Raw genomic sequence first — 21,648 nt, forward strand, 5'->3', positions numbered from 1 at the left:
TGATGTCGGTGACGCTGTCGACCGACCATCGCGCCGTCGACGGCGCACTCGGCGCCGAATTGCTCGCGGCGTTCAAAAAGACCGTCGAAAACCCGATGTCGATGCTGGTCTGATCGCCGCATCTTGCCGTCAGTGGATGCCGGCTGCATGATGATGGCGGCTGCGTTTTACAGGAGGCCATGATGCCCGACTTCGCACCCCCGGACATGCGCGCGCTGATAGGCAAGGTCATCAAGGCCTCGCCGTCCGACATCAGGTTCGTGGCGCAGCGCCTGCACGACCACGCGTTCGAGCCGCGCATGTCGCCCGAAGAGACGCGCGCCTTTGCCCGTGAACTTGGTCATGAAAACCTCGACGCATTGTGTGCCGCTGTCGGCCTGCCGCCGCATGTCGCCGAGCGCTGGGAGCGGTTCGGCCTTTCGGCAGAGATGAAGCAGGTGTTCACGCTGATCGCGGATCAGCGTCGCAGGCTTGTGGAAGCCGTCGAGGAGTTCGAGACGATGACGCATGTCGGCATCGACGATTTCCTGCGCGAGCGTGGGCTGCTCTGAGGATCAGGATCTGTCGATCAGCGTCTGTGCCGTTTCGCTGTCGGTGATGAGGACGCCGGCGCGCACCGCCTTCAGCGCCGCGAGAATGGCGTCGACCTTGTGTTTTCCGCCTGCGGCCAGCACGACATTCGGCACGGACGCCACGGTTTCAAGATCGATCGCCACGACGCGCTCGTTGACCTCATGGTCCACCATCTTACCTTCCGCATCGACGAAGTAGCATAGCAAATTGGCGACAGCGCCTCTGGCCCTCAGCGGTGCCAGGAGCGAGGGCGGCGCGATGCGGTGGCGGAAGATGGTCGCATCCGGGCCCATCTCGCCCACGGTCAGGAGCGCGATGTCGGCATTGGCGGCCCGCCGGCGCACGTCCTGCAACTCCGGCTGCTCCCACAGCAGCGAGCGCAGCACCGGATCGTGCACCATCACCGGTGCCGTTATCTGGTAGCTGTCGACCTCGAACATGTCGGCCACCTTGGCTGCGACGATGGACGGATTGACCCATTGCGAATGCGGCAGGCCGCCGACCAACCCCACCACCGAGCCGTCCTTTAGCCGGCGGCGGACGAGAAAGGCGAGGCTCGCGTGCAGCGTCGCGCCGCCGCCGATGGCCAGCGTCATGCCGTCCTGCATGACCTCGCCGAGATACAGCGCGACGGCGTGGCCGATTGCCTTTTCCAGATGCTCCGTACCCGACGGCGTCGGCACGACGACCGCGCCGTGCAGGCCGAACCGCGCCTCCAGTGCGCGTTCAAGTTCGATCTGGCCGCTCGTCGGCGCCGTTATGGTCGTGACGACGACGCCCTCCGCCACGCAGGCCGCCAGCGTGCGCATCACCTTGACGCGGCTGACGTCGAGCTTTTCCGCGATCTGCTCCTGCGTAAGCCCCTCCACATAGTAGAGCCACGCAGTCTTCACATTGAGATCGGAGGAGACCATCGCCGCGCGGCGCTTCGTCGTGGACATGTTCAGGCTCCTCTTCCCTTGCAGCGAACCATTCGTAGGATGCCACCCGACCTGTCAACCCGAAAGGCGATGATGCGCCGGCTCATGAAGTGTTCATTTGTATTTGACATCGAACAAATGAACATATTTTATGGTAGCCAGCGCATTTGTCATCCAGCGGTCATGTGCGCCATGCAGGGAGGAGCTGGCAGGCCGTCTGTCTCAAGAGGCAGGCCACCAGTACGCAACAGGAGGTTCCTATGAAATCGCTTTCCATTAAGCTGGCCGCAAGCCAGCTCGCGCTTGCACTTTCGCTCTCGCTCGGCGCCGCTCATGCGGAGACGCTGATGCTTTACACCTCGCAGCCGGAAGCCGACGCGACCAAGACCGTGGAGGCCTTCAAGGAGGCCAATCCCGGCGTGGACGTCCAGATCTTCCGTTCCGGCACGAGCGACCTGATGACCAAGCTTGCGGCCGAGTTCGCCGCCGGCGCGCCGCAGCCCGACGTGCTTCTCATCGCCGACGCCGTCACGATGGAGTTGCTCAAGAAGGACGACCGCCTGCTCGCCTATCCCGAGGCCGATGTGGCCGGGCTGGCCGAAGGCTCCTACGACGCCGACCGGACCTATTTCGGCTCGAAGCTGATCACCACGGGCATCGCCTACAACACGGCCGCCGCCGAGAAGCCGGAGACCTGGAACGACCTTCTCAAGCCGGAATACAAGGATGGCGTGGTGCTGCCGAGCCCGCTCTATTCGGGTGCTGCGGCGTTCATGATGTCGGGCTTCTCGATGAACCCGGATATCGGCTGGGAGTTCTACACCGGCCTCAAGGACAACAACGCCATCACCGTGCAGGGCAACGGCGCGGTGCTGCGCTCGGTCGCCAACGGCGAGAAGCCCTACGGCATCCTCGTCGACTTCATGGCCATGAACGCGAAGGCGCAGGGCTCGCCGGTGGAGTTCGTGTTCCCGCCCGAAGGCGTGCCTGCCGTGACCGAGCCGGTGGCGATCATGTCCACCGCCAAGAATGTCGAGGGTGCCAAGCGCTTCGTCGACTTCATTCTGTCGGAAGACGGCCAGAAGCTCGCGCTCGACATGGGCTACCTGCCCGCCGATGCCTCCGTCGGCCGGCCGGCGTGGTTGCCTGAAGGTGTCGAGGTCACGGTGATGCCTGTGGACATCCAGGGTGTTGCCGAGCGTATCGACGCCGACAAGGAGAAGTTCTCCGCACTGTTCGGCGGCTAAGGACAGTCGGGCCGTAGACAAGCAGGCGGGACAGGCATCATGGCGCAAGCTTTGAAGGAATGGCGGGGCCAGGAGATGGCCCTGGCGGTGGCGGTCGCTGCGATCATCGCCGTCCTGTCCCTCCTGCCGATGGTGCGGCTGGTCTGGGAAATCGTCGCGCCGGGCGGCACGTTCTCGCTCTCTGCGATCAATGCGGGGCTTGCCAATCCGGCGACCCTGACGGCCACGATCAACACCCTCGTGGTCGGCATCGGCGGCACGGTGGTGGCGGTCGTCGCCGGCACCGTCGTGGCGCTCGTGGTCGCGCTTACCGACATGCGCGGCCGCAACGCCTTCGTGCTGTGCTTCGTCATGCCGCTGATGATCGCGCCGCAGGTGACGGCGCTGGCGTGGCTGCAGCTTTTCGGCCCGGCCAGCCCGTTTCTCAAGCTCATAGGCATGGCGCCGCCGCTGGGAAGCCGCAATCCGCTATATTCGCCGGAAGGCATCATCCTCCTGCTGGGCATCCAGTATGCTCCGCTGGTGTTCCTTTTGGTACGGGCGGGCCTGCGCAAGCTGCCGCGCGAGCTGGTTGAGGCGGCGCGGGCCGGCGGCGCGGGCTGGTTCACCGTGCTGCGCACCGTCGTCCTGCCGCTGATGACGCCCTCCATCGTTGCCGCCGCGGCGCTGGCTTTCGTATCGTCGGTCGGCAATTTCGGCATTCCCGCCTTCCTGGGCATCCCGGCAAACTATCTCGTGCTGCCGACGCTGATCTACCAGCGGCTGGCCGGCGGCGGGCCTGCAGTGCTGGGCGAGGTGGCGTTCCTGTCGGTGCTGATCGGCGTCATCGCCATGGCCGGCATTCTGGCGCAGGAGGCGATGAGCCGTCGGCGCGACTATCGCATCAGCTCGACCTCGCTCCCGGCCGATCCCTATCCACTCGGCCGCTTTCGCCTGCCGCTGGAGATCGCGATGTGGGTGCTGATCGCGGGCATTCTCGTGCTGCCGCTGTTTGGGCTCATGCTCACTTCGCTGGTCCCCGGCCACGGCATTCCGCTGTCGTCGCAGACCGCTACGCTGGCCAACTACAAGTTCGTGCTGTTCGAGCATGCCGGCTCGCGGCGTGCCTTCGGCAACAGCATGATGCTGGCGCTCGGGGCAGCGATCTTCGCCGTGCTCGCCGCGCTGCCGGTGGCCTATCTCGTCGCATGGGGCAGGCAGAGATGGGTGCGGTTCGCCAATCTGATGATCGAGCTGCCCTACGCGCTGCCCGGCGTCGTGCTCGCGATCGCGTCGCTGCTGCTGTTCCTGCGGCCGATCCCGCTCACCGGCATCCACATCTACAACACGGTATGGATCATCCTCTACGCCTACCTCGCCCGCTTCCTGGTGCTGGCGCTGCGCCCGACGGTGAGCGGATATCACCAGGTCGATCGCGCTTTGGAAGAGGCCGCGCAGGTTACCGGTGCGGGCCTGTTCATGCGGATGCGCACCGTCATCTTTCCGCTGGTCGCGCCGGCCGCGATGGCGGGCGGACTGCTGATCTTCATGACCGCGCTGAGCGAGCTGACGGTGTCGGCGCTGCTCTGGTCGTCGGGGTCTGAAACCATCGGCGTCGTCATGTTCTCGTTCGAGCAGGGCGGCGATTCGAAATATGCGGCGGCGCTGTCGATCATCACGGTCTCCATCACCTTCGGGCTGATGCTTGCGACCAACATGTTCGCGCGCCACCTGCCCAACGGAGTGCTCCCATGGCGGGATTGACCATGCGCGGCGTCACCAAGACGTTCGGCGATTTCGATGCTGTGAAGGACGTGACGCTGGAGGTCGCCGACGGCGAGTTCCTGGCGGTGCTCGGCCCGTCGGGGTGCGGCAAGACCACGCTGCTGCGGCTGGTGGCCGGCTTCGAGGGCGTCACCGGCGGCGAAATCGGCATCGGCGAAAGGGTGGTGTCGAACGCCGACGGCAACGTGCCGCCGGAAAAACGCCGCGTCGGTATCGTCTTCCAAAACTACGCGCTTTGGCCGCATATGACGGTGGCCGAGAATGTCGGCTACGCGCTCAAGGTCGCCAAGGTCGAAAAAACCGAGGCGAAGCGCAAGGTCGATGAGGCGCTCGCGCTGGTCAACCTTCAGGGCTTCGGCGACCGCTATCCGGCCAAGTTGTCCGGCGGGCAGCGTCAGCGCGTGGCGCTGGCGCGATGTCTCGTCGCCGCGCCTTCGCTGGTTCTGTTCGACGAGCCGCTGGCCAATCTCGACGTGCATCTGCGCGCGTCGATGGAGGACGAGTTCGCTGCCTTCCACAAGCGCACCGGCACCACCATCGTCTACATCACCCACGATCAGGCCGAGGCGATGGCGCTGGCCGACCGCATCGCGGTCATGGATCAAGGGCGGCTGGTTCAGCTCGACGCGCCGCGCAAGCTCTACAGCGAACCGGCAACGGAGATGGTCGCTTCCTTCATCGCGCAGGGCATCGTGCTGCCGGCAAAAGTTCTGTCTGGCGAGGAGGGCGGCCATTGCCGCGTGAGCGTGCTGGGACAGGAGGCCGTGGTGCGCTGCCGGCCGGGCGAGCAGCCGCGTGAGGCGGCCAAGATTTGCTGCCGTGCGCAGGATATAGAGATGGCCGCCGCCGGGGAGCCGGGGCTCGACGGGACGGTTATCCGCGCCGTCTACAAGGGTGGATCGACGCGCATCGAGTTTGCGCCTGCCGCCGACCCCACCGTCCACCTGCATTTCGAGCTGCCGGATCCGAACCCGTTTCAGGAGGGTGCACAGGCGCGCATCCGCATCCGCTCCGGCTGGCTGATCCCGTCGGGGGCTGCGGCCTGACCATGGAGATTGGGCTGTTCGGCGGTTTTGGCGAAAAGGGGCGCACCAGCATCGGCGTGAAAAGCGGCGAAACCCGTCTCATGCTGGATGCCGGCATCAAGGTGGGTGCGGCTCTGGCGGACTATCACCCGAAGCTGCTGTGGCCCGCCGGCGAGATCGATGCGCTGCTGCTGACCCACGCCCATGAAGACCACGCGGGCGCGCTCTCGTGGCTGCTGGCTCAGGGCTTTCGTGGCCGCATCCTTATGACGGCCGAAACGAGATCGGAAACGCCGGCGACGCTGGCCGGATACGCCGACGCAGCCGATCTCGCGGCCTGCCCTTTCCCGCGGGACAGGATCGAGATTTTCGAGCCGGGCGAAACGCTTTCCATCGGCGCCATGCGGATCGAGACGGGCCGGTCGGGCCACGTCGTTGGCGGGGTATGGTTCGCCGTCGATGACGGCTCGCGCCGCTTCGTCCATTGTGGTGATGTCGTGCCCGACAGCGGCGTCTTCGTCATGGACACGCTGCCTGAATGCGACCTGATCGCGCTCGATGCATCATATGGCGCCGATCCGATTTCGGGCGTCGAGCGCGCGCGCGCCATCGCCGCATGGGTGGATGCCCGCCCGGCAGGGTGCCTGCTGCCAACGCCGCTTTCCGGCAGGTCGCTCGAACTGATGGCGGCGCTTTCGGGCCCGTTCGCCATCCATACCAGCATGCGCGAGGCGCTCGCAGTACAGATCGATGCGGGAAGCGCGCTTGCGCCCGGCATGGCGGAGCGGCTTCACGCACGGCTTTCCGAAGCGCGCGACTGGTCCGACGGGGAAAGCCTGCCGGCCCTGCCGCTGCTGGCGGATGACGGCATGGGCAAGGCCGGGCCGTCGGCGAGGCTGTTGCCGCGCGCCGCCGATGCCGGGTTTCCCATCCTGTTGAGCGGGCATCTGCCGGAAGGCTCGCCGGGCCAGTTGCTGCATGCTGCCGGCCGGGCGGACTGGATACGGATGCCGACCCATCCGACGCTGCCGGGAAACGTCGCGATATGGGAGGGGGCCGGCCGCCCCGCCGCGCTCGGACATTCGTGCGTGTCGGCCGAGCTCGTTCCGCTCGGCACGCATATTCCCGCCCTTCGCCTCGATAGCCGTACCGGCGATGTCCTGACCATTTGAAGAGGAAGCGCGATGAGGATTCTCGTCTGCAACGACGATGGCATCGAGGCTCCGGGCCTCGCATTTCTGGCCAAGACCGCCGCGCGCCTGAGCGACGATGTATGGGTGGTCGCACCTGAGGTGAAGCACACGGCCGCGTCAGGCTCCATCACCATCGCCAAGCCGATCACGATGCGCAAGCTGGGCGAACAGCGCTATTCCTGTTCCGGCAAACCGGCAGATTGCATCGTCGCGTCCATGACGTGGCTGTTCGAAGGCGGCAAGAAGCCGGATCTGGTCATTGCAGGTGTCAACGACGGCCGCAACGTGGCCGAAGATCTCGCCTATTCCGGCACGCTGGCGATTGCCCGCGAGGCGTCTTTCTGGGGCGTGCCCTCCATCGGCTTTTCACGGGTCAAGAACCCGCAGATCGGCAATGACGATCATGAGTGGCTGGCGCGGCTGATCGGTACTTTGTTCGAGGCGCGGGCGGAGTGGGCCCTCGACGGACACTATCTTAGCGTCAACCTGCCCGACGCGTTGCCCGCTCAGGTCCGCCAGCCCCGCATCGGCCGGGACAAGATCGGCAGCCGTGCGGAGGTGGTGGAAAGCGATGGCGACAGCACCGTCATCATCATACCGCGCGGTCGGCCCCACACCACCAAGGACGGCGACGAGAACAGCGCCATAGATGCCGGCTGCGTCACCATCAACCGGCTGAACTGGTTCGGCGGCGCGCCGCTCGGCGATGATCTTGTCGCGCGGCTTCAGGCGTAGGCGCGCACCCGTTCGATCTCGCGCGACACGGCGTTCCAATCGGCACACGCCACAGCCGCGCCATGCTCGATCAGCCGTTCCGCATGGCCGGGATAGGTGTGGCCGCCGCCTGTAAAGCCGATGGCGACCATCCCCGCGGCGACCGCCCCTTGCACGCCGAAGGGCGAATCTTCGATCACGACGCAGCCCGAAGGCTCGGCACCCATGCGCTCTGCGGCAAACAGGAAGATGTCGGGAGCGGGCTTGCCGCGCGCTACCATCGAAGACGAGAATATCGCGTCCCCGAAGTGATGCGCCAGTCTCGTCACGGCGAGGCTGTGGTGGATACGTTCCATCGACGAGGACGACGCGACGCAGCGCGCCGCAGTCAGGTCGTCGAGGAACGCAGCGATCCCGTCGGTCGGCTCGAGCCGTTCCGTGAAGAGCTGCCTGGTTTCGAGCCAGATATCGTCCTGCCTGTCGTCCGATAGCAGGTGACCGGTAAGGCCGTGTATCTTCGCGATGATGTCGGCCTGCTTCATGCCGATGCACTGGGCGATGATGTCAGGCCCCACGCCCGCCATGCCGTGCCGCTCGTAGACGCGCTCGTAGGCCAGCGCGGCGAGAGGCTCGCTGTCGACGAGCACGCCGTCGCAGTCGAAAATGATGAGGGATGGCTTCAAGCTGGAACTCCGGATTTACGCGCGGTAGGCAAGCGCCGCATTGTCGCCGGGCACGGCCAGTGCCTCTCGCATCGCCTTGCGCGACTGCGCCATGTCCGGCACGACCCAGTTGGGCTCGCCGCCGAGGAAGCGGTCGAGGAAGGCGACCGCGGTCGCCGGCATCTCGGTGGCGTTCTCGCGGTAGGACCACCATAGCCGCAGGTCGTCGACGCACGCGTCGAGAGCGGGGGCGTGACCGAACTCCTGCTCGTGGATCGCCGCGATCGCCGAGATGCAATAGTTCGTGTAAAGGAAGCCCTCCGGCCAGAAGCGCGCGATCTCAAGAAGAGCCGGGTCACCGGATGCCGGTGCGTCGGCATCCTCGCCCGCATAGTGCGCCGGATTCTGTCGAATCAGCTCCCGCAGAACCAGGCCGGCCGCGAAGACGATGAAGTCGCCGCGGTTCACGCGCGCGAAATCCTTCTGGCTTTCCACGGTCTCCACCCAGTCGAGGAACACGCGCGTCAGCCGCGTCTCGTCGATCTCGTAGCGCAGGCCGCAGGCCGCCGTGACGGCCTTTGCGTTGGCGCGAAAGGTGGCGCGGAACCAGCGCAGCCGGCGCAGGCGATGGCGCAGGTCGGGCATGGTCGCCAGTTCGTCCTTGAACCGCAGGTCCATTTGCTTCTCGGTCCTCCCGCTGCAGCATGACGCTGTCGGGTCTATACTGCAAGGATAATACATATTGACACTACTGGAAACAAATGTTCTCTAAATGACACTTGCCGGCTGGAGGTTGCCGGTGTGTGACGGGAGGAGGCCGGATGGCGATCTGGCAATGGGGATTGCTGCTCTTGGCGGCCGTCTGGGCGCTTCAGGCTCTGGGCGTCTGGATGCAGATGCAGCATTATTCCGGCGTCTTCAAAGGCATCACCGAAAAATACAAGGACGGGTTCGTCGGCGCGGGCAATTTCCGCGGCCGGTTCCAAAAGGGCACGATCGCGCTGGTCGTGGTCACGCCAGACCTCGTCGTGCGCCGGCTGCTTCTGATGAGCGGGCGCAGCGTGTTCACCAAGTTCAGGCGGCATGAGGAATTCGAGGGCATGCCCCTCGATCGGCTGCGCTCCCAGCCGGCGATCATGGGAGACAAGGAGCCCGGTGTGACGGAGGCCGTCAAGCGGGCAATCGAGCAGATCGACCGTGCACGGGCGGAGCCTGACAGGCAGCCCGGACTGTCGGGCATCAGCGCCACGCGCGCTTAACGTGCCGAAGCCGTCGGGGGTCGCCGGCAGGCACTGAGGAGGGAGGAAGAATGTCGGTAGTTTCTATGTTGGCGCAGCATGCCGACATGGCCGTCCAGAACCTGCATGTCGCAGGCTCGATGGTCACGGATGTTGCTTTGCACGGCAGGCTCGCGCTCGAGCATGCCTCGAACGATTTCGTCGTCCTCGCGCAGGCCGCGACCGACGGCGACATCACGGTCGACGAGTTCCGCGAGAGGCTGGACAACGTCGTGCAGGAAGAACAGCTCGGCTGGCTGACTGCCGCGGGCAAATACTTCATCGGTATCTTCCAGGAAGGCGGCAAGGTCTTCGCCGGCTTCGTCACCGGCATCATCCCGACGCTGGTGGTGCTGATGACGGCCTTCTACGCCGTCACCGAACTGGTGGGCGAGCAGCGCGTCCACGGGCTTGCACGCGGCGCCGGCCGCATCGCGCTTACCCGCTACACGGTGCTTCCGGTGCTGGCGGTCTTCTTCCTCACCAACCCGATGGCCTACACCTTCGGCTCGTTCCTTGAGGAAAAGCACAAGCCGGCCTTCTACGACGCGGCCGTGTCCTACGTGCATCCGCCGCTGGGTCTCTTCCCGCATGTCAATCCGGGCGAGTACTTCGTGTGGGGCGGCATCCTCGTGGCGCTGCTCGAACTCGAGCGCAACGGTTCCGTGGCGTCGGGCTATCACATCCAGGTGGCCATCTGGTACGCCCTCGTCGGTCTGGTCGTCATCCTTCTCAAGGGCATCCTGACGGAGCGCATCACAGCCTTCATGGCGCGCCGCCAGGGCGTCGAGCTCTAGGCCGGGAGGGAAGATCATGATCACCAAGACCTACAAGGCCGTACGCATCTCCCGTGGCTCCGGCGGCTGGGGCGGCCCGCTCGTCATCGAGCCGACCGCGCAGCGCAACAAGATCGTCTCCGTCACCGGCGGCGGCATTCACCCGGTCGCCCAGCACATCGCCAACCTGACCGGCGGCGAAGCTGTGGACGGCTTCCGCGCCCCGCCCATCGAAAGCGAGATGGCGGTTGTGGTGGTGGATTGCGGCGGCACCGCACGGTGCGGCGTCTATCCGCGCAAGCGCATCCCGACCGTCAACCTCACGCCCGTGGGGCAGGCCGGTCCGCTGGCCCAGTTCATCACGGAGGACATCTACGTTTCGGGCGTGAAGCCGGAGAACGTCGTCCTGGCTGACGGCAGCGAGCCGGTAACGGCCGCGGGGGGAGCGCAGGCAATGGAAGCCACCACCCCGGCGGCGTCCGCGCCGCCTGTCGAGAACGACGGCGGTATCGTCGGGCTCATCAGCTCGGTGGGCCGCGTCATGGGCCGGGTGGTCGGCATCTTCTTCAATGCCGGCCGCCGCACGATCGATCAGGTGGTGCGCAACGTGCTGCCGTTCATGGCCTTCGTGACCATGCTCATCGGCCTCATTCTCTACACCGGCATCGGCGATCTTCTCGCCCAGCCGATGGGGCCGCTGGCCAACAACATCGTCGGCCTGCTGATCATTTCGGCCATCTGCGGCCTGCCGTTCCTCTCGCCCATACTCGGGCCGGGCGCGGTGATCGCACAGGTCATCGGTGTGGCCATCATAGGTCCGCAGATAGCCAACGGCACGATTTCGCCGGCCATGGCCCTGCCGGCGCTGTTCGCCTACAACACGCAGGTGGGCTGCGACTTCGTGCCGGTGGGTCTCGCACTCGGCGAGGCCAAGCCCAAGACCATCGAGATCGGCGTGCCGGCGGTGCTCATCAGCCGCCAGATCATGGGCCCGGTCTCGGTTCTGATCGCCTGGGCGGTCAGCCTGGTCGTGCTCTAAACTGAAAACAAGGAGGTTCGCCAATATGACGGTTCATCTGAAGACACGGGTCACCGCTGTTGGACCGGAAGTGGCGGACCTCGCCGAAGGCGGCGTGGTCATCCTGTTTGCCGATGGCTCGCCGCCCGAGCTCGCCGAAGTGTCTGTGCTGCACAGAGGCGAGCAGGAACCCAGCGACGACGCGCCGCAGGCCGGCGCGTCGATCGCCATCGGCGGTGTGTCGGCAACCATCACGGCGATCGGCGACACCGCATGGAACAAGGTGCGCGAGATCGGCCATGTGGTGATCTCGTTCAACGGCGCCTCGCAGGCCGAGCGACCGGGCGAGATTTGCGCGACGGAGGTCGACACGCAGGCGCTGGTGGATGCGCTCGCCGTCGACGCCGTCATCACCATCGCCGCATAAGCCTCTAGCCAGGCGGCGCAAATTTGCTTCAGGATACTGCCATGGAACGCTCCACTATCGTGCGAGTGCATGAAGGGCTTCACGCCCGCCCCGCGACACGCTTCGTCAAGCTCGCCAAGAGCTTCGAGTGCGACATCGAGATCGTGCGCGACGGCAAGGCGGTGAGCGCCAAGAGCCCGGTGAAGCTGATGCTGCTGGGCGTGAAGGAAAACCAGGAAGTCACAGTTCGTGCCGAAGGAGCCGATTCCATCGAGGCCGTCGAAGCGCTTATCGGCTATCTGGAAAACCCGCTTTCTGGTCTCGACGACGAGCCGCAGGACGACGGCGCGCCTCAAGCCGAGCCCGTCGCCGCACCAGTGCCGGTGGCGCCCGCGTCTCTCGTCCAAACCCATCACGGCCTGCGCGGCGTTGCCGCCAGCGAAGGCGTGGCGATGGGGCCGGCGTTTCCCTATTTCCCCGCCGAGATAAATACCGATGGCCGCACTCTGGCACCCGACGAAACCGGTGCGGAGGTCGAGCGTTTGCGGCGCGCGGTGGCAACGGTCCAGCAGCGCATGGACGCGACGCTGGCCGACAGGTCGCTCGCGGAGGGCGACCGCGGCATCGTTGCCGCGCTGCGCGACATAGCGGCCGACGAGGATCTGATCGGCGAGGCCGAGCGGACGGTGGCGGGCGGGCTGGACGCCGTCTCGGCGGTCATGGCCGCATCGGCGCAGGTGGCGGATGAGTTCGCCGGAATGGACGATCCCTATCTCAACGCCCGCGCCGACGATATCCGCGCCGTCGGCCGGCAGCTCTGCTTGGCGCTGCTCGGCGAGGAAGAGGCGGGGCTCGACGCGCTGCCCGAAGGCGCGATCCTCATTGCGGAAGACATCGGTGCGTGGGATCTGGCGCGCGCGCCGCTGAAGCGCATCGGCGGCATCGTGTGCGGCCATGGCGGCGCTACCTCTCACGTCGCCATCATCGCGCGCTCGCACGGCATTCCGGCCGTGCTCGGGCTTGGCGGTCAGGTCGATGCGCTGCGCGAGATCGGCGCGATTGCACTGGATGGATCGACCGGACACGTGCACCCCGATCCCGACGATGCGATCCGAGCCGATTTCGAGGCCCGGATCACCGCCGCCGGCAAGGAGCGGGAGGCGCTGACGGCCTATCGCGACATGGAGCCCCGCCGCGCCGACGGCACGGTGATCGAGGTCGCGGCCAATATCGGCTCGCTGGAAGAAATCGACGCGGCGCGCGAGGCGGGCGCCATGGGCGTCGGGCTGTTCCGCACCGAATTGCTATTCATGCGGCACATGCACCTGCCGTCGGAGGACATGCAGGCCGAAACCTATGCCGCGCTGGCACAGGCTTTCGCGCCCCATCCGGTCATCGTGCGCACGCTGGACATCGGCGGCGACAAGCCGATTGCGGGGGTAGAGTTTCCGCAGGAGGAAAACCCGTTCCTGGGCTGGCGCGGCATTCGCATGTGCCTCGACCGGCCGGACATCTTCAAGCGCCAGCTCCGCGCGCTTCTGCGCGCGGCAGTCCACGGCAACATCAAGGTGATGCTGCCGATGGTTTCGGAACTGGACGAGGTTCGCCGCACGAGGGCACTGATCGAGGAATGCAAGGGCGAACTGGCGACGGAAGGAAAGTCGCATGCCGATTTCCCGCTCGGCGTCATGGTGGAAACGCCGGCTGCCGTATTCATCGCACGCGAACTGGCGAAGGAAGTCGCCTTCTTCTCGATCGGCACCAACGACCTGACGCAGTATGTGATGGCGGCCGACCGGCTCAATCCGGTGGTCGCCGGGCTCAACCATGTCGAGAACCCCGCCGTCATGGGCGCGATCGAGATGACGGCCAGAGCTGGCGTCGAGGCCGGCATCATGGTCGGCATGTGCGGTGAGGCGGCAGGCCGACCGGACCTCATCCCCGCCTTCATCCGCATGGGCCTCACCGAACTGAGCATGAGCCCCGCGTCGATCCAGCGGGCCAAGAAGTGCATTGCCGAGATGAGCGCCGGATAAGGCCTCGCGTTAGGGCAGGTGCGCCAGCAGGGTTGCGAAGATACGGGTGAGTTCTGCCCGTGCGTCCGCCCCTGCACAGGCGTCAGCGATACGGTCGAGCCGTGCTTCCGTGGCCAGAACCGTCAGGTCCAGGATATCGGGCTCGGGCGACGCATCCGGCTCAACGGTTGCGAACCCGCAGGCAAGCACGACCGGCACCAGACACAGAAGCTCCAGCGTTCGTGCGTCCCTTGAAGACAGGGCCGCATCATCGAGCCGGATCGCGCGATGGTCGAGCATGGTCAGCAGCAGTGCCGCGCTGAATGCGGAGGCGGCCTCGATACGTGCCGCCCAGTCTGTCGCGCCGGCGATCCCGGCTATCAGGTCACCGTGGCGGGTACGCATCGTGGCATGGATGGCTGCAAGCTCGCTCTCGTGGATGCGCGCATCGGTGACGCGCCGGTTGGCCAGCACCTCGCGTGCCAGATAGTAGAGATCGCGCCGGTACGCGCGTGCGCCTTCGCGCGCCTCGCCCAGCGGAAAGTATGTCGCAAAGCCTTGCACCGCGCCGGCGGGTGGCGCAGACCTGCGCACGGGTGTAAGTCTCTCTGCCAGTGTCATCGCATCATCGAACGCGCTGACCGCATGGCCCACCAGGTGGTCTACCGCGGCGGGGGCGAATGGAGGTCGCGGCAGCGGAAGTATATCGCCCAGCCGCGCCGAAGGCGTGGCCGATCCGTCGTGCCGGTGCTGGCGGATGACGTGGCGGACATCGCGCAGCCGGTCCTTCAGCGCGACCCGAACCTCTTCGGAAATCTCTCGCAGCATGATGGCGCTCCATCCCTTGTTTCTTTGCCGGCGAACGGCCTTCTCGCGTCCGCGCTCTTGTCTCAAGGGTGCGTCGCGGAGCCGGGATCGGTCAAGAGTCGATATTGCGTTCACATACAGAATCGTTGACGGTTGCGCCGCGCGAGGGGGAGCAGGGAAGGTACAGCTATTGGCTAGGCGGCCGCGCAGGAACGTTGAAAGCGGAGACGCCGAAGCTGCGCTTCCGGCGGGCGACAGCCGGGCAGACCGGCTGCGGGTCCGTGCGGCGTGGATGTATTTCATCGAGCAGATGACCCAGAACGAAATCGCCGACGTGCTTGGCGTCGGGCGGGTCAGCGTGGTGCGCATGCTGGCGGAAGCGCGTGCCCGCAACGAGGTGAAGATAGGCATCGAGAGCGAGCTGGCGGAAACGGTGCGTCTGGAGCGGGCTCTGGAGCGCACCTTCGGCCTTCAGCAGGCGCTGATCGCTCCCTTGTCGTCGCCGGACGCCGATCCCATCCCCGCCATAAGCGCCAGAACCGGCAGCTATCTTTCCGATGCGATGCGGTCCGGCATGCGTGTGGGCGTGGGCTGGGGGCGTACGCTGTTCAGCACGCTGCAATTCATCGGCGCCAAGCAGCTCAACGACTTTCAGGTCATTTCGCTGCTTGGCGGTGTCGGCGCGGCCAGGCGGTACAATCCAGCCGAGTTCGCATGGCGGTTCGCCCAGATATTCCAGGGTGAAGGTTACCTGATCCCGACGCCTGCCGTGGTCGACAGCATCGAGACGAAGATTGCGCTTGTGGAGCGCTGCGGGCTCAAGGACACGTTCGACATGACGAACGACCTCGACGCCGTGCTGCTCAGCGTGGGCGGGATCGCATCGGCCACGACCTTCTATCGCGGTGGGTTCCTCAAGGAGGAGGATCGCGAGGCGCTGGTGCGGCGAGGCGCCGTGGGCGACTTGCTGTTCCATTTCTACGACCGCGAGGGTGTTCTGGTCGATCATCCGGTCAACCAGCTGGTGATGTCGGTGGACGTGGATCGGCTTCGCAAGGCGCCTATCCGCATCCTGACTTCCGGCGGCGAGGACAAGATAGACGCGCTGCTTGGCGCGATGAGCCTGATCGCGCCGACGATCTTCATAACGGACGAGAACAGCGCTCGGCGCATGCTGGATGCGCGCGGCGTCGTCGCCTGAGTCGCTATTTCAGGACGCGACGGGTATCGCCGGTGATGTGCGGCTTGCAGCGCTGATGGGCCTTGTTGTCCCAAAGCCGGATCGGCGGCGCGAGGCTGACGAGCTGCGAATAGCCGCCCTGCAGCACCACGCGATAGGGCCGCATGCCCGGATAGCCGCCGTTGACGGCCTTGGAGTTGACCATGCCGCAGACGGTGACGTCGCCATAGGCCGAGTCGCGTACGGCCATCATGTGGGTCCAGTGCGCGGAACGCGGGTCGATCAGATGGGCCGACACCGTGTCCTTGGTGAGCTGGATGTCCTGCGCGGTCAGCTCGTGCATCCAGCCCTCGTCGGCCGTGGTCGAACAGCCGCTGGCCACCACCAGAATGGCGGCAAAGGCGGCGTTTCTTAAGCTTGCCATCGTGACGAATCCCCGGAACATGAGCTCGGCGATCCTCTACCCAATGGCTTGCGCAAGGCTGGACGCATCGACTAACACGCGCTAAAGCAAGCTGCGGTCGGAGCCGGATTGCCCGGGGCAGGCACAATACTACTGCTATATTTTCGTATTGGACTTGTCTTTGAAATACGCGAATGCATTCGAGCGTAACAATGCGATTTCCGTCTTTCTGATGGGCGCGATGCCGGCGGTTGCCGGCAGTGCGATCTCCGTTGCGCTGGGGATGTTCTTCGTCTGGGGCGTGATCTCGCTGGCGCTGCGGCGCTTCGAGTTCCGGCTGACCCGTCACGACAAGGCCATCGCCTGGACCTTCACCGTCTTCGTCGCCCTGATTTTGCTGACGGCGGTCATAGGCGAGAATCCCGAACAGATACGCGGCCATATCCTGTGGCTGGCGCCGTTCCTGTCGGTCTGGGTCGTGATCCCGCGGCTGCGGGCGACGCCGGATCTGGACTATCTGACGATCTTCATGATCGGAGCGGCGGTGGGTGCGATTGGCGCCCTTGCTATCGGTTTCGTACAGGTCGTCGGCCTCGACCAGCGCGCCGAAGGCGGCGCGGGCAACGCCGCAGTGTTCGGGATGATGGCGCTTTGCCTTGCGGGCGTCGCGGGGCTCAACATCACCGACGAACGGCGCAACTATCGCATGCTGGCGATCGCCGGCACCGTGGCAGGCCTGCTGGCGGTCGTTCTCTCGCTGACCCGCGGGGTGGCGATGGTCGCCGTTTTCACCGTGCTGGTGCTGGTGATCTATGCGCCGCGCAGGTGGATGCCGACCTCCATGCGGTTCGCCTGGATCGTGCTGGCGGGTGTCGTTGCGGTGGCGCTTTACGGCGCGGCCGACCTGATTTCGGCGCGTTTCATGCTCACGGTCGATGAGATCGGCAAGGTGATGGATGGCGAAAACTCGGCCAATGTGGGGGAAAGGCTGCGGCTCTGGGGCGCGGGGTGGACCGCCATCCTCGAATCGCCGGTCTGGGGACACGGCATCCAGAATCGCATGGCGAAGGTCGCCGAAGTGCTGGCCCTGGACGGGGGGCATATGCGCGATTTCACCCATGCGCACAACGCCTTCATCACCTTCGCCATCGACGGCGGGATCATTGTTTTCGTTGCGGTTCTGGCGGTTCTGGCGGTTCCGGTAGCGGTTGCGTGGAAGGCTCCGCAGGACGAAAACCACCGGCGGCGGTTCTTTCTGGCGCTGCAGGTTTGCTCGATCTACGCGCTGTGTGGGCTGAGCCAGATCATGTTCAAACACGACATCATGGACGCGTTTTTCGTATTTTCCGCCATTCTGGTGGCGGCGAGCATACCGGGTCGAGATCAGCAAAAGTAAAGTCGGTTCCGGGTTTTCTACTTCCAGGTCGCCGCGTAGGCCGCAAGACGCTCAAAAGTATCCTTCGGGGACTGCCATCCGGTCGCTTCAAGACTTGCGGGAGAGGCTTGCATACTTCCGGAAAGTCTTTGCCACAGAGCCCGTCGACCCGCCAGAATCAGGGGTGCGGAGAGCAGTCTATCCGAGGTTACAAAAAGGCCCGGCGGGCGGCCCAGCCCGTGGCGCATCGAAGCGAGAATGGCGGCCACCGAGAGAGGTTCGCGGTCGCACACGGTGAAGGTGCCGCCACCGGTCGAAGGCGCCTCGATCGCATGCACTGCGGCGGCCGCAAGCCCTTGAATATCAATTAGAGATCGCGGCGCGTCGAGGCCGCCGAGCGGCAGCGGCAGAGGCAGGCGGGCAAGCCTGAACAGCGTCGCCAGATGGCCCTTGGCCTCGCCGCCATAGACCAGCACAGGCCTGAGAATAACGGCCCGGCTAGCGTCATTTTCGGCTGAAAACGCCTCTTTTACCCTATCCTCCCCAGCAAGCTTCGATCGACCATACTCGTCTTCGGGTTTTGGGGGGGTATCCTCGGATACGACCGTCGCCGATATCGGGCCGCTGACGGCGCGCACCGACGACATGAATACGAAGCGTCCGGAGCAATGCCGGCGGGCGGAATGCGCGAGCTTCTCCGTCAGTTCGACGTTTGCGATCCTGTATGCCGATGCCGGGATGCCGGATGCGGCTTCGGCGATTGCCGCGCAATGAACGACGTGGTCCACGCCGCTGACGAAGGCGTCCCATTCCTGCGGCCCGGCATCGGGAGCAGGCATCCGCACACGTTCACTAACGGCGGCAGGCAGGTTTTCTGGCGTCCGGGAAGCGGCGCGGACCCGGTAGCCCCCGGCCATCAACCTTTGCGAGACGACCCTGCCGACAAACCCGCTTGCGCCGGTGACCAGCACCGTATCCGGCGGGCCGGCGGTCATCTTTCGGTATGCTTGAAGAGGAGTTTGACGGCCTCGGCGGTGTCGGCCCTGTCGGTCGCCTCGCGCAGCCTGCGCAGCATGGCCGGCAGATCGGCGCCGTTGCCATTGGCGCGGCGCGCCCGCAATATCTTGGAGTGGGCCGTCGCCGATACGCCGTCGGGATCGTAGAACAGCTCCTCGTGCAGCTTCTCGCCCTCGCGCATGCCGATGGTGACGATCTCGATATCGCCCTCCGGATTGCGCGCATCGCGCACGGTCAGCCCTGCCAGCGCGATCATGTCCTCCGCCAGATCCCGGATACGGATCGGCTGGCCCATCTCGAGCAGCAGGATGTCGCCGCTCTGGGAAAGGCCGCCGGCCTGCACGATGAGTTCGGCCGCCTCGCGCACCGACATGAAGTAGCGCGTCATCTGCTCGTCGGTGATGGTGACAGGTCCGCCATTGGCGATCTGTTCCTTGAACAGCGGAATGACGGAGCCGCTGGAGCCGATGACGTTGCCGAAGCGCACGCAGGCGAAATTGCGCTCGTAGGGATCGTCCAGCTGACGGGTGCCGTGATGGCGCACGATCTTCTCCGACCATCTCTTGGTCGCGCCCATGACGTTGGCGGGGCGGACGGCCTTGTCGGAGGAGATGAGGATGAAGTTCGGCACGCGGCACTCGGTGGCGGCAGCAGCCAGCGTATCGGTGCCGAACACGTTGTTGCGAATGCCTTCCAGCGGGTTCAGCTCGACGAGATGCACATGCTTGTAGGCGGCGCAGTGGTAGATAGTCTCGATGCCGTTCTCGACCAGCACGCGTCGAATCAGCTCTGCGTCGGTGACCGAACCGAGCACCGGCACGAGCGGGAAGGAAGCGTCGGGGTGAAGCTCACGTCCGATCTGATAGAGGCCGTGCTCGTTTGTGTCGAACAGCACCAATCGCGCGGGCTTCATGCGCGCAATAATGCGGCAGAGCGCCGAGCCGATGGAACCGGCCGCCCCCGTGACCATGATCGAGCGGCCCTCGATCATCTTGCGCAGCAGGGCTGGATCGGCCGGGACGGGCGAACGGCCCAGCAGATCGTCGATGTCGATGTCGCGGACGTGGCTGACGATGTATTTGCCTTCCGCGAGATCGACGATGGAAGGAAGAATGCGCACATTGACCGGCGCATTGCCGATCTCGGCGAGCAGTTCGCGTTCGCCGGCGCCACCCAGCGAGGGCGTCGTGATGATGATCTCCTCGACGCCCATGTTCTGGATCAGGCGCTTCAGCTCGCTGGGCGCGTAGACGCGGATGCCCAGTATGTCCATGCCGTAGAGCGACTGGTCCTTGGTGAGGAAGCCGACCACCTCGCGCTCGCTGGTCGAGCGCAGCGCGCCGGCCAGCTGCGTCGCCGCGTCGCCGGTACCGTAGATGAGCGTCTTGGTGAGCCCGCTTCGCTCGCGCATGTTGCGCCACAGCAGCCACTTCGCGCCGAAGCGGCTGCCGGTGATGACAAGCACGGAAAGCACCCAGAAGATCGCCGGGATGCTTCGCGGCACGCCGGGCGCGCCCGTCATCGCCGTGAGGAAGGCGAGGGCCACCCAGGTGAGCACGGCAAGGCTGACGACCTGCAGGATGGTCCATACCGCGCGGTCTGGCAGATATTTCAGCACCGCCCGGTAAAGGCCCATGCGCGCGAAGATGGGAATCGCGATGGCCGGCGCCGCCAGGATGATGAACACCTGCGAAGCGTTGGGGACGAAAGGCTGGCCGAAACGCATCGAGAAGCTGAGCCAGCACAGGAAGGAGAGCGCCACCGCGTCGAAGACGATCAGCACCCAGCGCTTGCGGTTGCGCGAGCTTCTGAGGACCCGCTCCCGGAGGCGGGTGAGCGTTGGCAGTGGCGACGACATCTTCATGCCCGGGCTTCAGCTACTCGAATGGCGAGACCGGATCGCGGATGCATCATCATGGCAACATACATCACATCGTTCCGATATCACGGGAGCAGCTTCCGGCCGGCCCGAACGCCCGGTTCGAGCCACCATGCCTGCGGTCAGCGCCACCAAGCAGGAAGCGCGTGTCGCCGAGCGCGGTGCGTAACTTCCCCGTGGCAAGGCAGATAGCCAATTCACGCCATGATGGCAACAATGTGCGATCCGGGGGCTTTTCCACCGGCGGCGAGCTTGGAAAATCGGCGGAAGGGCGCACGATCTCCCCCTGTGCGGCGTGCGCCAATGCTGCTAAGCCCCGGGCGATGGACGAAAGCGCAGCACACACGACCCGGCACCGACCCGGCAAGCGGATGTTCGATCTGGCCGTGGCGCTTCCGTGCCTTCTGGTTGCAGCGCCCGTGATCCTTGCGGCGATGCTGGTGGTGCGGGCGACATCGCCCGGACCGGCGATCTTCGCGCAGCCGCGCGTTGGGCGCGATGAGCGTCCATTCGTCTGCTACAAGTTGCGCACCATGCATGAAAGCACGCCCGACCTGCCGACGCATGAGGCGCCCGCCGCCGCGATCACGCCGGTAGGCTCCTTCCTGCGGCGCACCAAGATCGACGAGCTGCCGCAGCTTTGGAACGTGGTGACGGGCCAGATGAGCATCGTAGGGCCGCGGCCCTGCCTGCCGGGACAGAGGGAACTGATCGAGCATCGCCGCAGGCTGGGCGTGTTCGCGCTGCGGCCCGGCATAACGGGTCTGGCGCAGGTGCACGGCATCGACATGTCCGATCCCAAACGCTGCGCGGAGACGGACGCCGAGTATATGGGCGCGATTTCGATCGCGGAGGATCTGCGACTCGTGGTTCGTACCTTCGTTTAGGGTTCGACGCCCGGCGCCCTGCCTTTCACGAGTGAACCCGAACCGCTCTAGGTCTGGCTCTCGTCGCGTTCGCTCCAGAGCTCGGTGAGCGACTTGCCCTTGCGGCCCCAGTTGTCGGTGTCCACCTCGTCGATGACGACGAAGATGTACTCCGGATCACGTCCCAGTTGCGTGACGAGCACGTCAGTGATGCCACGAATGACGGCTCGCTTCTGCTCCACCGACGCGATGCCCTTGGCGATTTCCAGCTTGACGTATGGCAAGTCGACCTCCCTGCTTTGGCGCAAAGCATATGGACGTCAGGAGAGGGCGACAACGGCTTTGGCGCTGCCGGGTATTCCTGCGGATGAGAACGAGTGAAATTTTCCTATGGTTAGCGAAGCGTTAAGCCTTGCCGGGCAGACTGGAGGTTGCATGATTCTGCGCGGGGAGAGCATTGCCGGTGACAATGCGGGAGGGGCGGACCGCACCTGGGTCGAGGGAAACCGAGGACGGTCGTGGAAAAGCAGC

23 protein-coding genes are annotated in these 21,648 nt (G+C 65.3%); 15 read left to right on the forward strand and 8 right to left on the reverse strand.

The annotated features are described in order from the left end of the window. Window positions 1-113: 2-oxo acid dehydrogenase subunit E2 (locus FY036_RS03165; protein WP_148913256.1), on the forward strand; the 113-nt coding region annotated here is incomplete at its 5' end. A gap of 69 nt (window positions 114-182) precedes the next feature. Then, the gene (locus FY036_RS03170) at window positions 183-551 is read left to right on the forward strand and encodes a hypothetical protein (RefSeq protein ID WP_148913400.1); all 369 of its coding nucleotides are present in this window, start codon (window positions 183-185) and stop codon (window positions 549-551) included. 3 nt (window positions 552-554) lie between these two features. Here the strand turns inward: FY036_RS03170 and FY036_RS03175 are convergent, their stop codons facing one another. Continuing rightward, window positions 555-1,514 (reverse strand): sugar-binding transcriptional regulator, encoded by a 960-nt coding sequence (locus FY036_RS03175; RefSeq protein WP_148913257.1) that lies wholly within the window; start codon window positions 1,512-1,514, stop codon window positions 555-557. A gap of 239 nt (window positions 1,515-1,753) precedes the next feature. Here FY036_RS03175 and FY036_RS03180 point away from each other — a divergent pair, with 239 nt between their 5' ends. From FY036_RS03180 to surE, 5 genes are read left to right on the forward strand one after another with little or no spacing between them, the layout of a single operon-like run. Next, window positions 1,754-2,740, forward strand: coding sequence for an ABC transporter substrate-binding protein (locus tag FY036_RS03180; RefSeq protein WP_148913258.1), 987 nt, complete (start codon window positions 1,754-1,756; stop codon window positions 2,738-2,740). Window positions 2,741-2,779: 39 nt separating this feature from the next. Then, entirely contained in the window at window positions 2,780-4,483 is a 1,704-nt protein-coding gene (locus FY036_RS03185; protein ID WP_148913259.1) for an ABC transporter permease, read from the forward strand. Then, window positions 4,471-5,550, forward strand: a complete 1,080-nt coding sequence (locus FY036_RS03190; RefSeq protein ID WP_148913260.1) for an ABC transporter ATP-binding protein — start codon at window positions 4,471-4,473, stop codon at window positions 5,548-5,550. The genes FY036_RS03185 and FY036_RS03190 overlap by 13 nt, the downstream gene beginning before the upstream one ends. A gap of 2 nt (window positions 5,551-5,552) precedes the next feature. Next, window positions 5,553-6,701, forward strand: coding sequence for an MBL fold metallo-hydrolase (locus tag FY036_RS03195; protein WP_148913261.1), 1,149 nt, complete (start codon window positions 5,553-5,555; stop codon window positions 6,699-6,701). A 12-nt stretch (window positions 6,702-6,713) separates the two neighbouring features. Further along, window positions 6,714-7,457 (forward strand): 5'/3'-nucleotidase SurE, encoded by a 744-nt coding sequence (gene surE, locus FY036_RS03200; protein WP_148913262.1) that lies wholly within the window; start codon window positions 6,714-6,716, stop codon window positions 7,455-7,457. Here surE and FY036_RS03205 read toward each other — a convergent pair. Both FY036_RS03205 and FY036_RS03210 read right to left on the reverse strand, forming a co-directional pair. Then, complete coding sequence (locus tag FY036_RS03205) at window positions 7,448-8,119, reverse strand: HAD family hydrolase (RefSeq protein WP_148913263.1); 672 nt, start codon at window positions 8,117-8,119, stop codon at window positions 7,448-7,450. The two genes, surE and FY036_RS03205, sit on opposite strands and share 10 nt — an antisense overlap. 15 nt (window positions 8,120-8,134) lie before the next feature. Beyond that, the gene (locus tag FY036_RS03210; protein ID WP_148913264.1) at window positions 8,135-8,776 is read right to left on the reverse strand and encodes a hypothetical protein; all 642 of its coding nucleotides are present in this window, start codon (window positions 8,774-8,776) and stop codon (window positions 8,135-8,137) included. 143 nt (window positions 8,777-8,919) lie between these two features. On the opposite strand from FY036_RS03210, the gene FY036_RS03215 reads away from it, so the two are divergent. Genes FY036_RS03215 through ptsP form a run of 5 tightly spaced genes read left to right on the forward strand, consistent with a single transcriptional unit; the run spans window position 8,920 to window position 13,611 of the window. Then, the gene (locus FY036_RS03215; RefSeq protein ID WP_148913265.1) at window positions 8,920-9,357 is read left to right on the forward strand and encodes a transcriptional regulator GutM; all 438 of its coding nucleotides are present in this window, start codon (window positions 8,920-8,922) and stop codon (window positions 9,355-9,357) included. A 50-nt stretch (window positions 9,358-9,407) separates the two neighbouring features. Beyond that, a complete protein-coding gene (srlA, locus tag FY036_RS03220) occupies window positions 9,408-10,172 on the forward strand; it encodes a PTS glucitol/sorbitol transporter subunit IIC (protein ID WP_148913266.1) in 765 nt (254 codons plus the stop codon). 19 nt (window positions 10,173-10,191) lie between these two features. Continuing rightward, on the forward strand, window positions 10,192-11,190 hold the full coding sequence (gene srlE, locus FY036_RS03225; protein ID WP_148913401.1) for a PTS glucitol/sorbitol transporter subunit IIB: 999 nt from the start codon (window positions 10,192-10,194) through the stop codon (window positions 11,188-11,190). Window positions 11,191-11,215: 25 nt separating this feature from the next. Next, on the forward strand, window positions 11,216-11,596 hold the full coding sequence (locus FY036_RS03230; RefSeq protein ID WP_148913267.1) for a PTS glucitol/sorbitol transporter subunit IIA: 381 nt from the start codon (window positions 11,216-11,218) through the stop codon (window positions 11,594-11,596). Between the two features lie 41 nt (window positions 11,597-11,637). After that, on the forward strand, window positions 11,638-13,611 hold the full coding sequence (gene ptsP / locus FY036_RS03235; RefSeq protein ID WP_148913268.1) for a phosphoenolpyruvate--protein phosphotransferase: 1,974 nt from the start codon (window positions 11,638-11,640) through the stop codon (window positions 13,609-13,611). 9 nt (window positions 13,612-13,620) lie between these two features. Here ptsP and FY036_RS03240 read toward each other — a convergent pair whose 3' ends face one another. Next, window positions 13,621-14,418, reverse strand: coding sequence for a hypothetical protein (locus FY036_RS03240; protein WP_148913269.1), 798 nt, complete (start codon window positions 14,416-14,418; stop codon window positions 13,621-13,623). Window positions 14,419-14,587: 169 nt separating this feature from the next. Here FY036_RS03240 and FY036_RS03245 point away from each other — a divergent pair, with 169 nt between their 5' ends. Then, window positions 14,588-15,598 (forward strand): sugar-binding transcriptional regulator, encoded by a 1,011-nt coding sequence (locus FY036_RS03245; RefSeq protein WP_235897493.1) that lies wholly within the window; start codon window positions 14,588-14,590, stop codon window positions 15,596-15,598. A gap of 4 nt (window positions 15,599-15,602) precedes the next feature. On the opposite strand, the gene FY036_RS03250 is transcribed toward FY036_RS03245, so the two are convergent. Continuing rightward, complete coding sequence (locus FY036_RS03250) at window positions 15,603-16,001, reverse strand: hypothetical protein (RefSeq protein WP_148913270.1); 399 nt, start codon at window positions 15,999-16,001, stop codon at window positions 15,603-15,605. A 160-nt stretch (window positions 16,002-16,161) separates the two neighbouring features. Between FY036_RS03250 and FY036_RS03255 the strand changes: the two genes are divergently transcribed. Then, a complete protein-coding gene (locus FY036_RS03255) occupies window positions 16,162-17,376 on the forward strand; it encodes an O-antigen ligase family protein (protein ID WP_148913271.1) in 1,215 nt (404 codons plus the stop codon). A gap of 17 nt (window positions 17,377-17,393) precedes the next feature. Here the strand turns inward: FY036_RS03255 and FY036_RS03260 are convergent, their stop codons facing one another. Further along, on the reverse strand, window positions 17,394-18,350 hold the full coding sequence (locus FY036_RS03260) for an NAD-dependent epimerase/dehydratase family protein (RefSeq protein ID WP_148913272.1): 957 nt from the start codon (window positions 18,348-18,350) through the stop codon (window positions 17,394-17,396). Continuing rightward, window positions 18,347-20,230 (reverse strand): polysaccharide biosynthesis protein, encoded by a 1,884-nt coding sequence (locus FY036_RS03265; protein WP_148913273.1) that lies wholly within the window; start codon window positions 20,228-20,230, stop codon window positions 18,347-18,349. The genes FY036_RS03260 and FY036_RS03265 overlap by 4 nt, the downstream gene beginning before the upstream one ends. A gap of 392 nt (window positions 20,231-20,622) precedes the next feature. Between FY036_RS03265 and FY036_RS03270 the strand changes: the two genes are divergently transcribed. Then, the gene (locus tag FY036_RS03270; RefSeq protein ID WP_235897494.1) at window positions 20,623-21,138 is read left to right on the forward strand and encodes a sugar transferase; all 516 of its coding nucleotides are present in this window, start codon (window positions 20,623-20,625) and stop codon (window positions 21,136-21,138) included. A 47-nt stretch (window positions 21,139-21,185) separates the two neighbouring features. Here the strand turns inward: FY036_RS03270 and FY036_RS03275 are convergent, their stop codons facing one another. Beyond that, window positions 21,186-21,425, reverse strand: coding sequence for a tautomerase family protein (locus FY036_RS03275; RefSeq protein WP_148913275.1), 240 nt, complete (start codon window positions 21,423-21,425; stop codon window positions 21,186-21,188). Between the last annotated feature and the right edge of the window lie 223 nt (window positions 21,426-21,648).

The organism is Neoaquamicrobium microcysteis, assembly GCF_008180155.1.
Taxonomy (GTDB): Bacteria; Pseudomonadota; Alphaproteobacteria; order Rhizobiales; family Rhizobiaceae; genus Aerobium; species Aerobium microcysteis.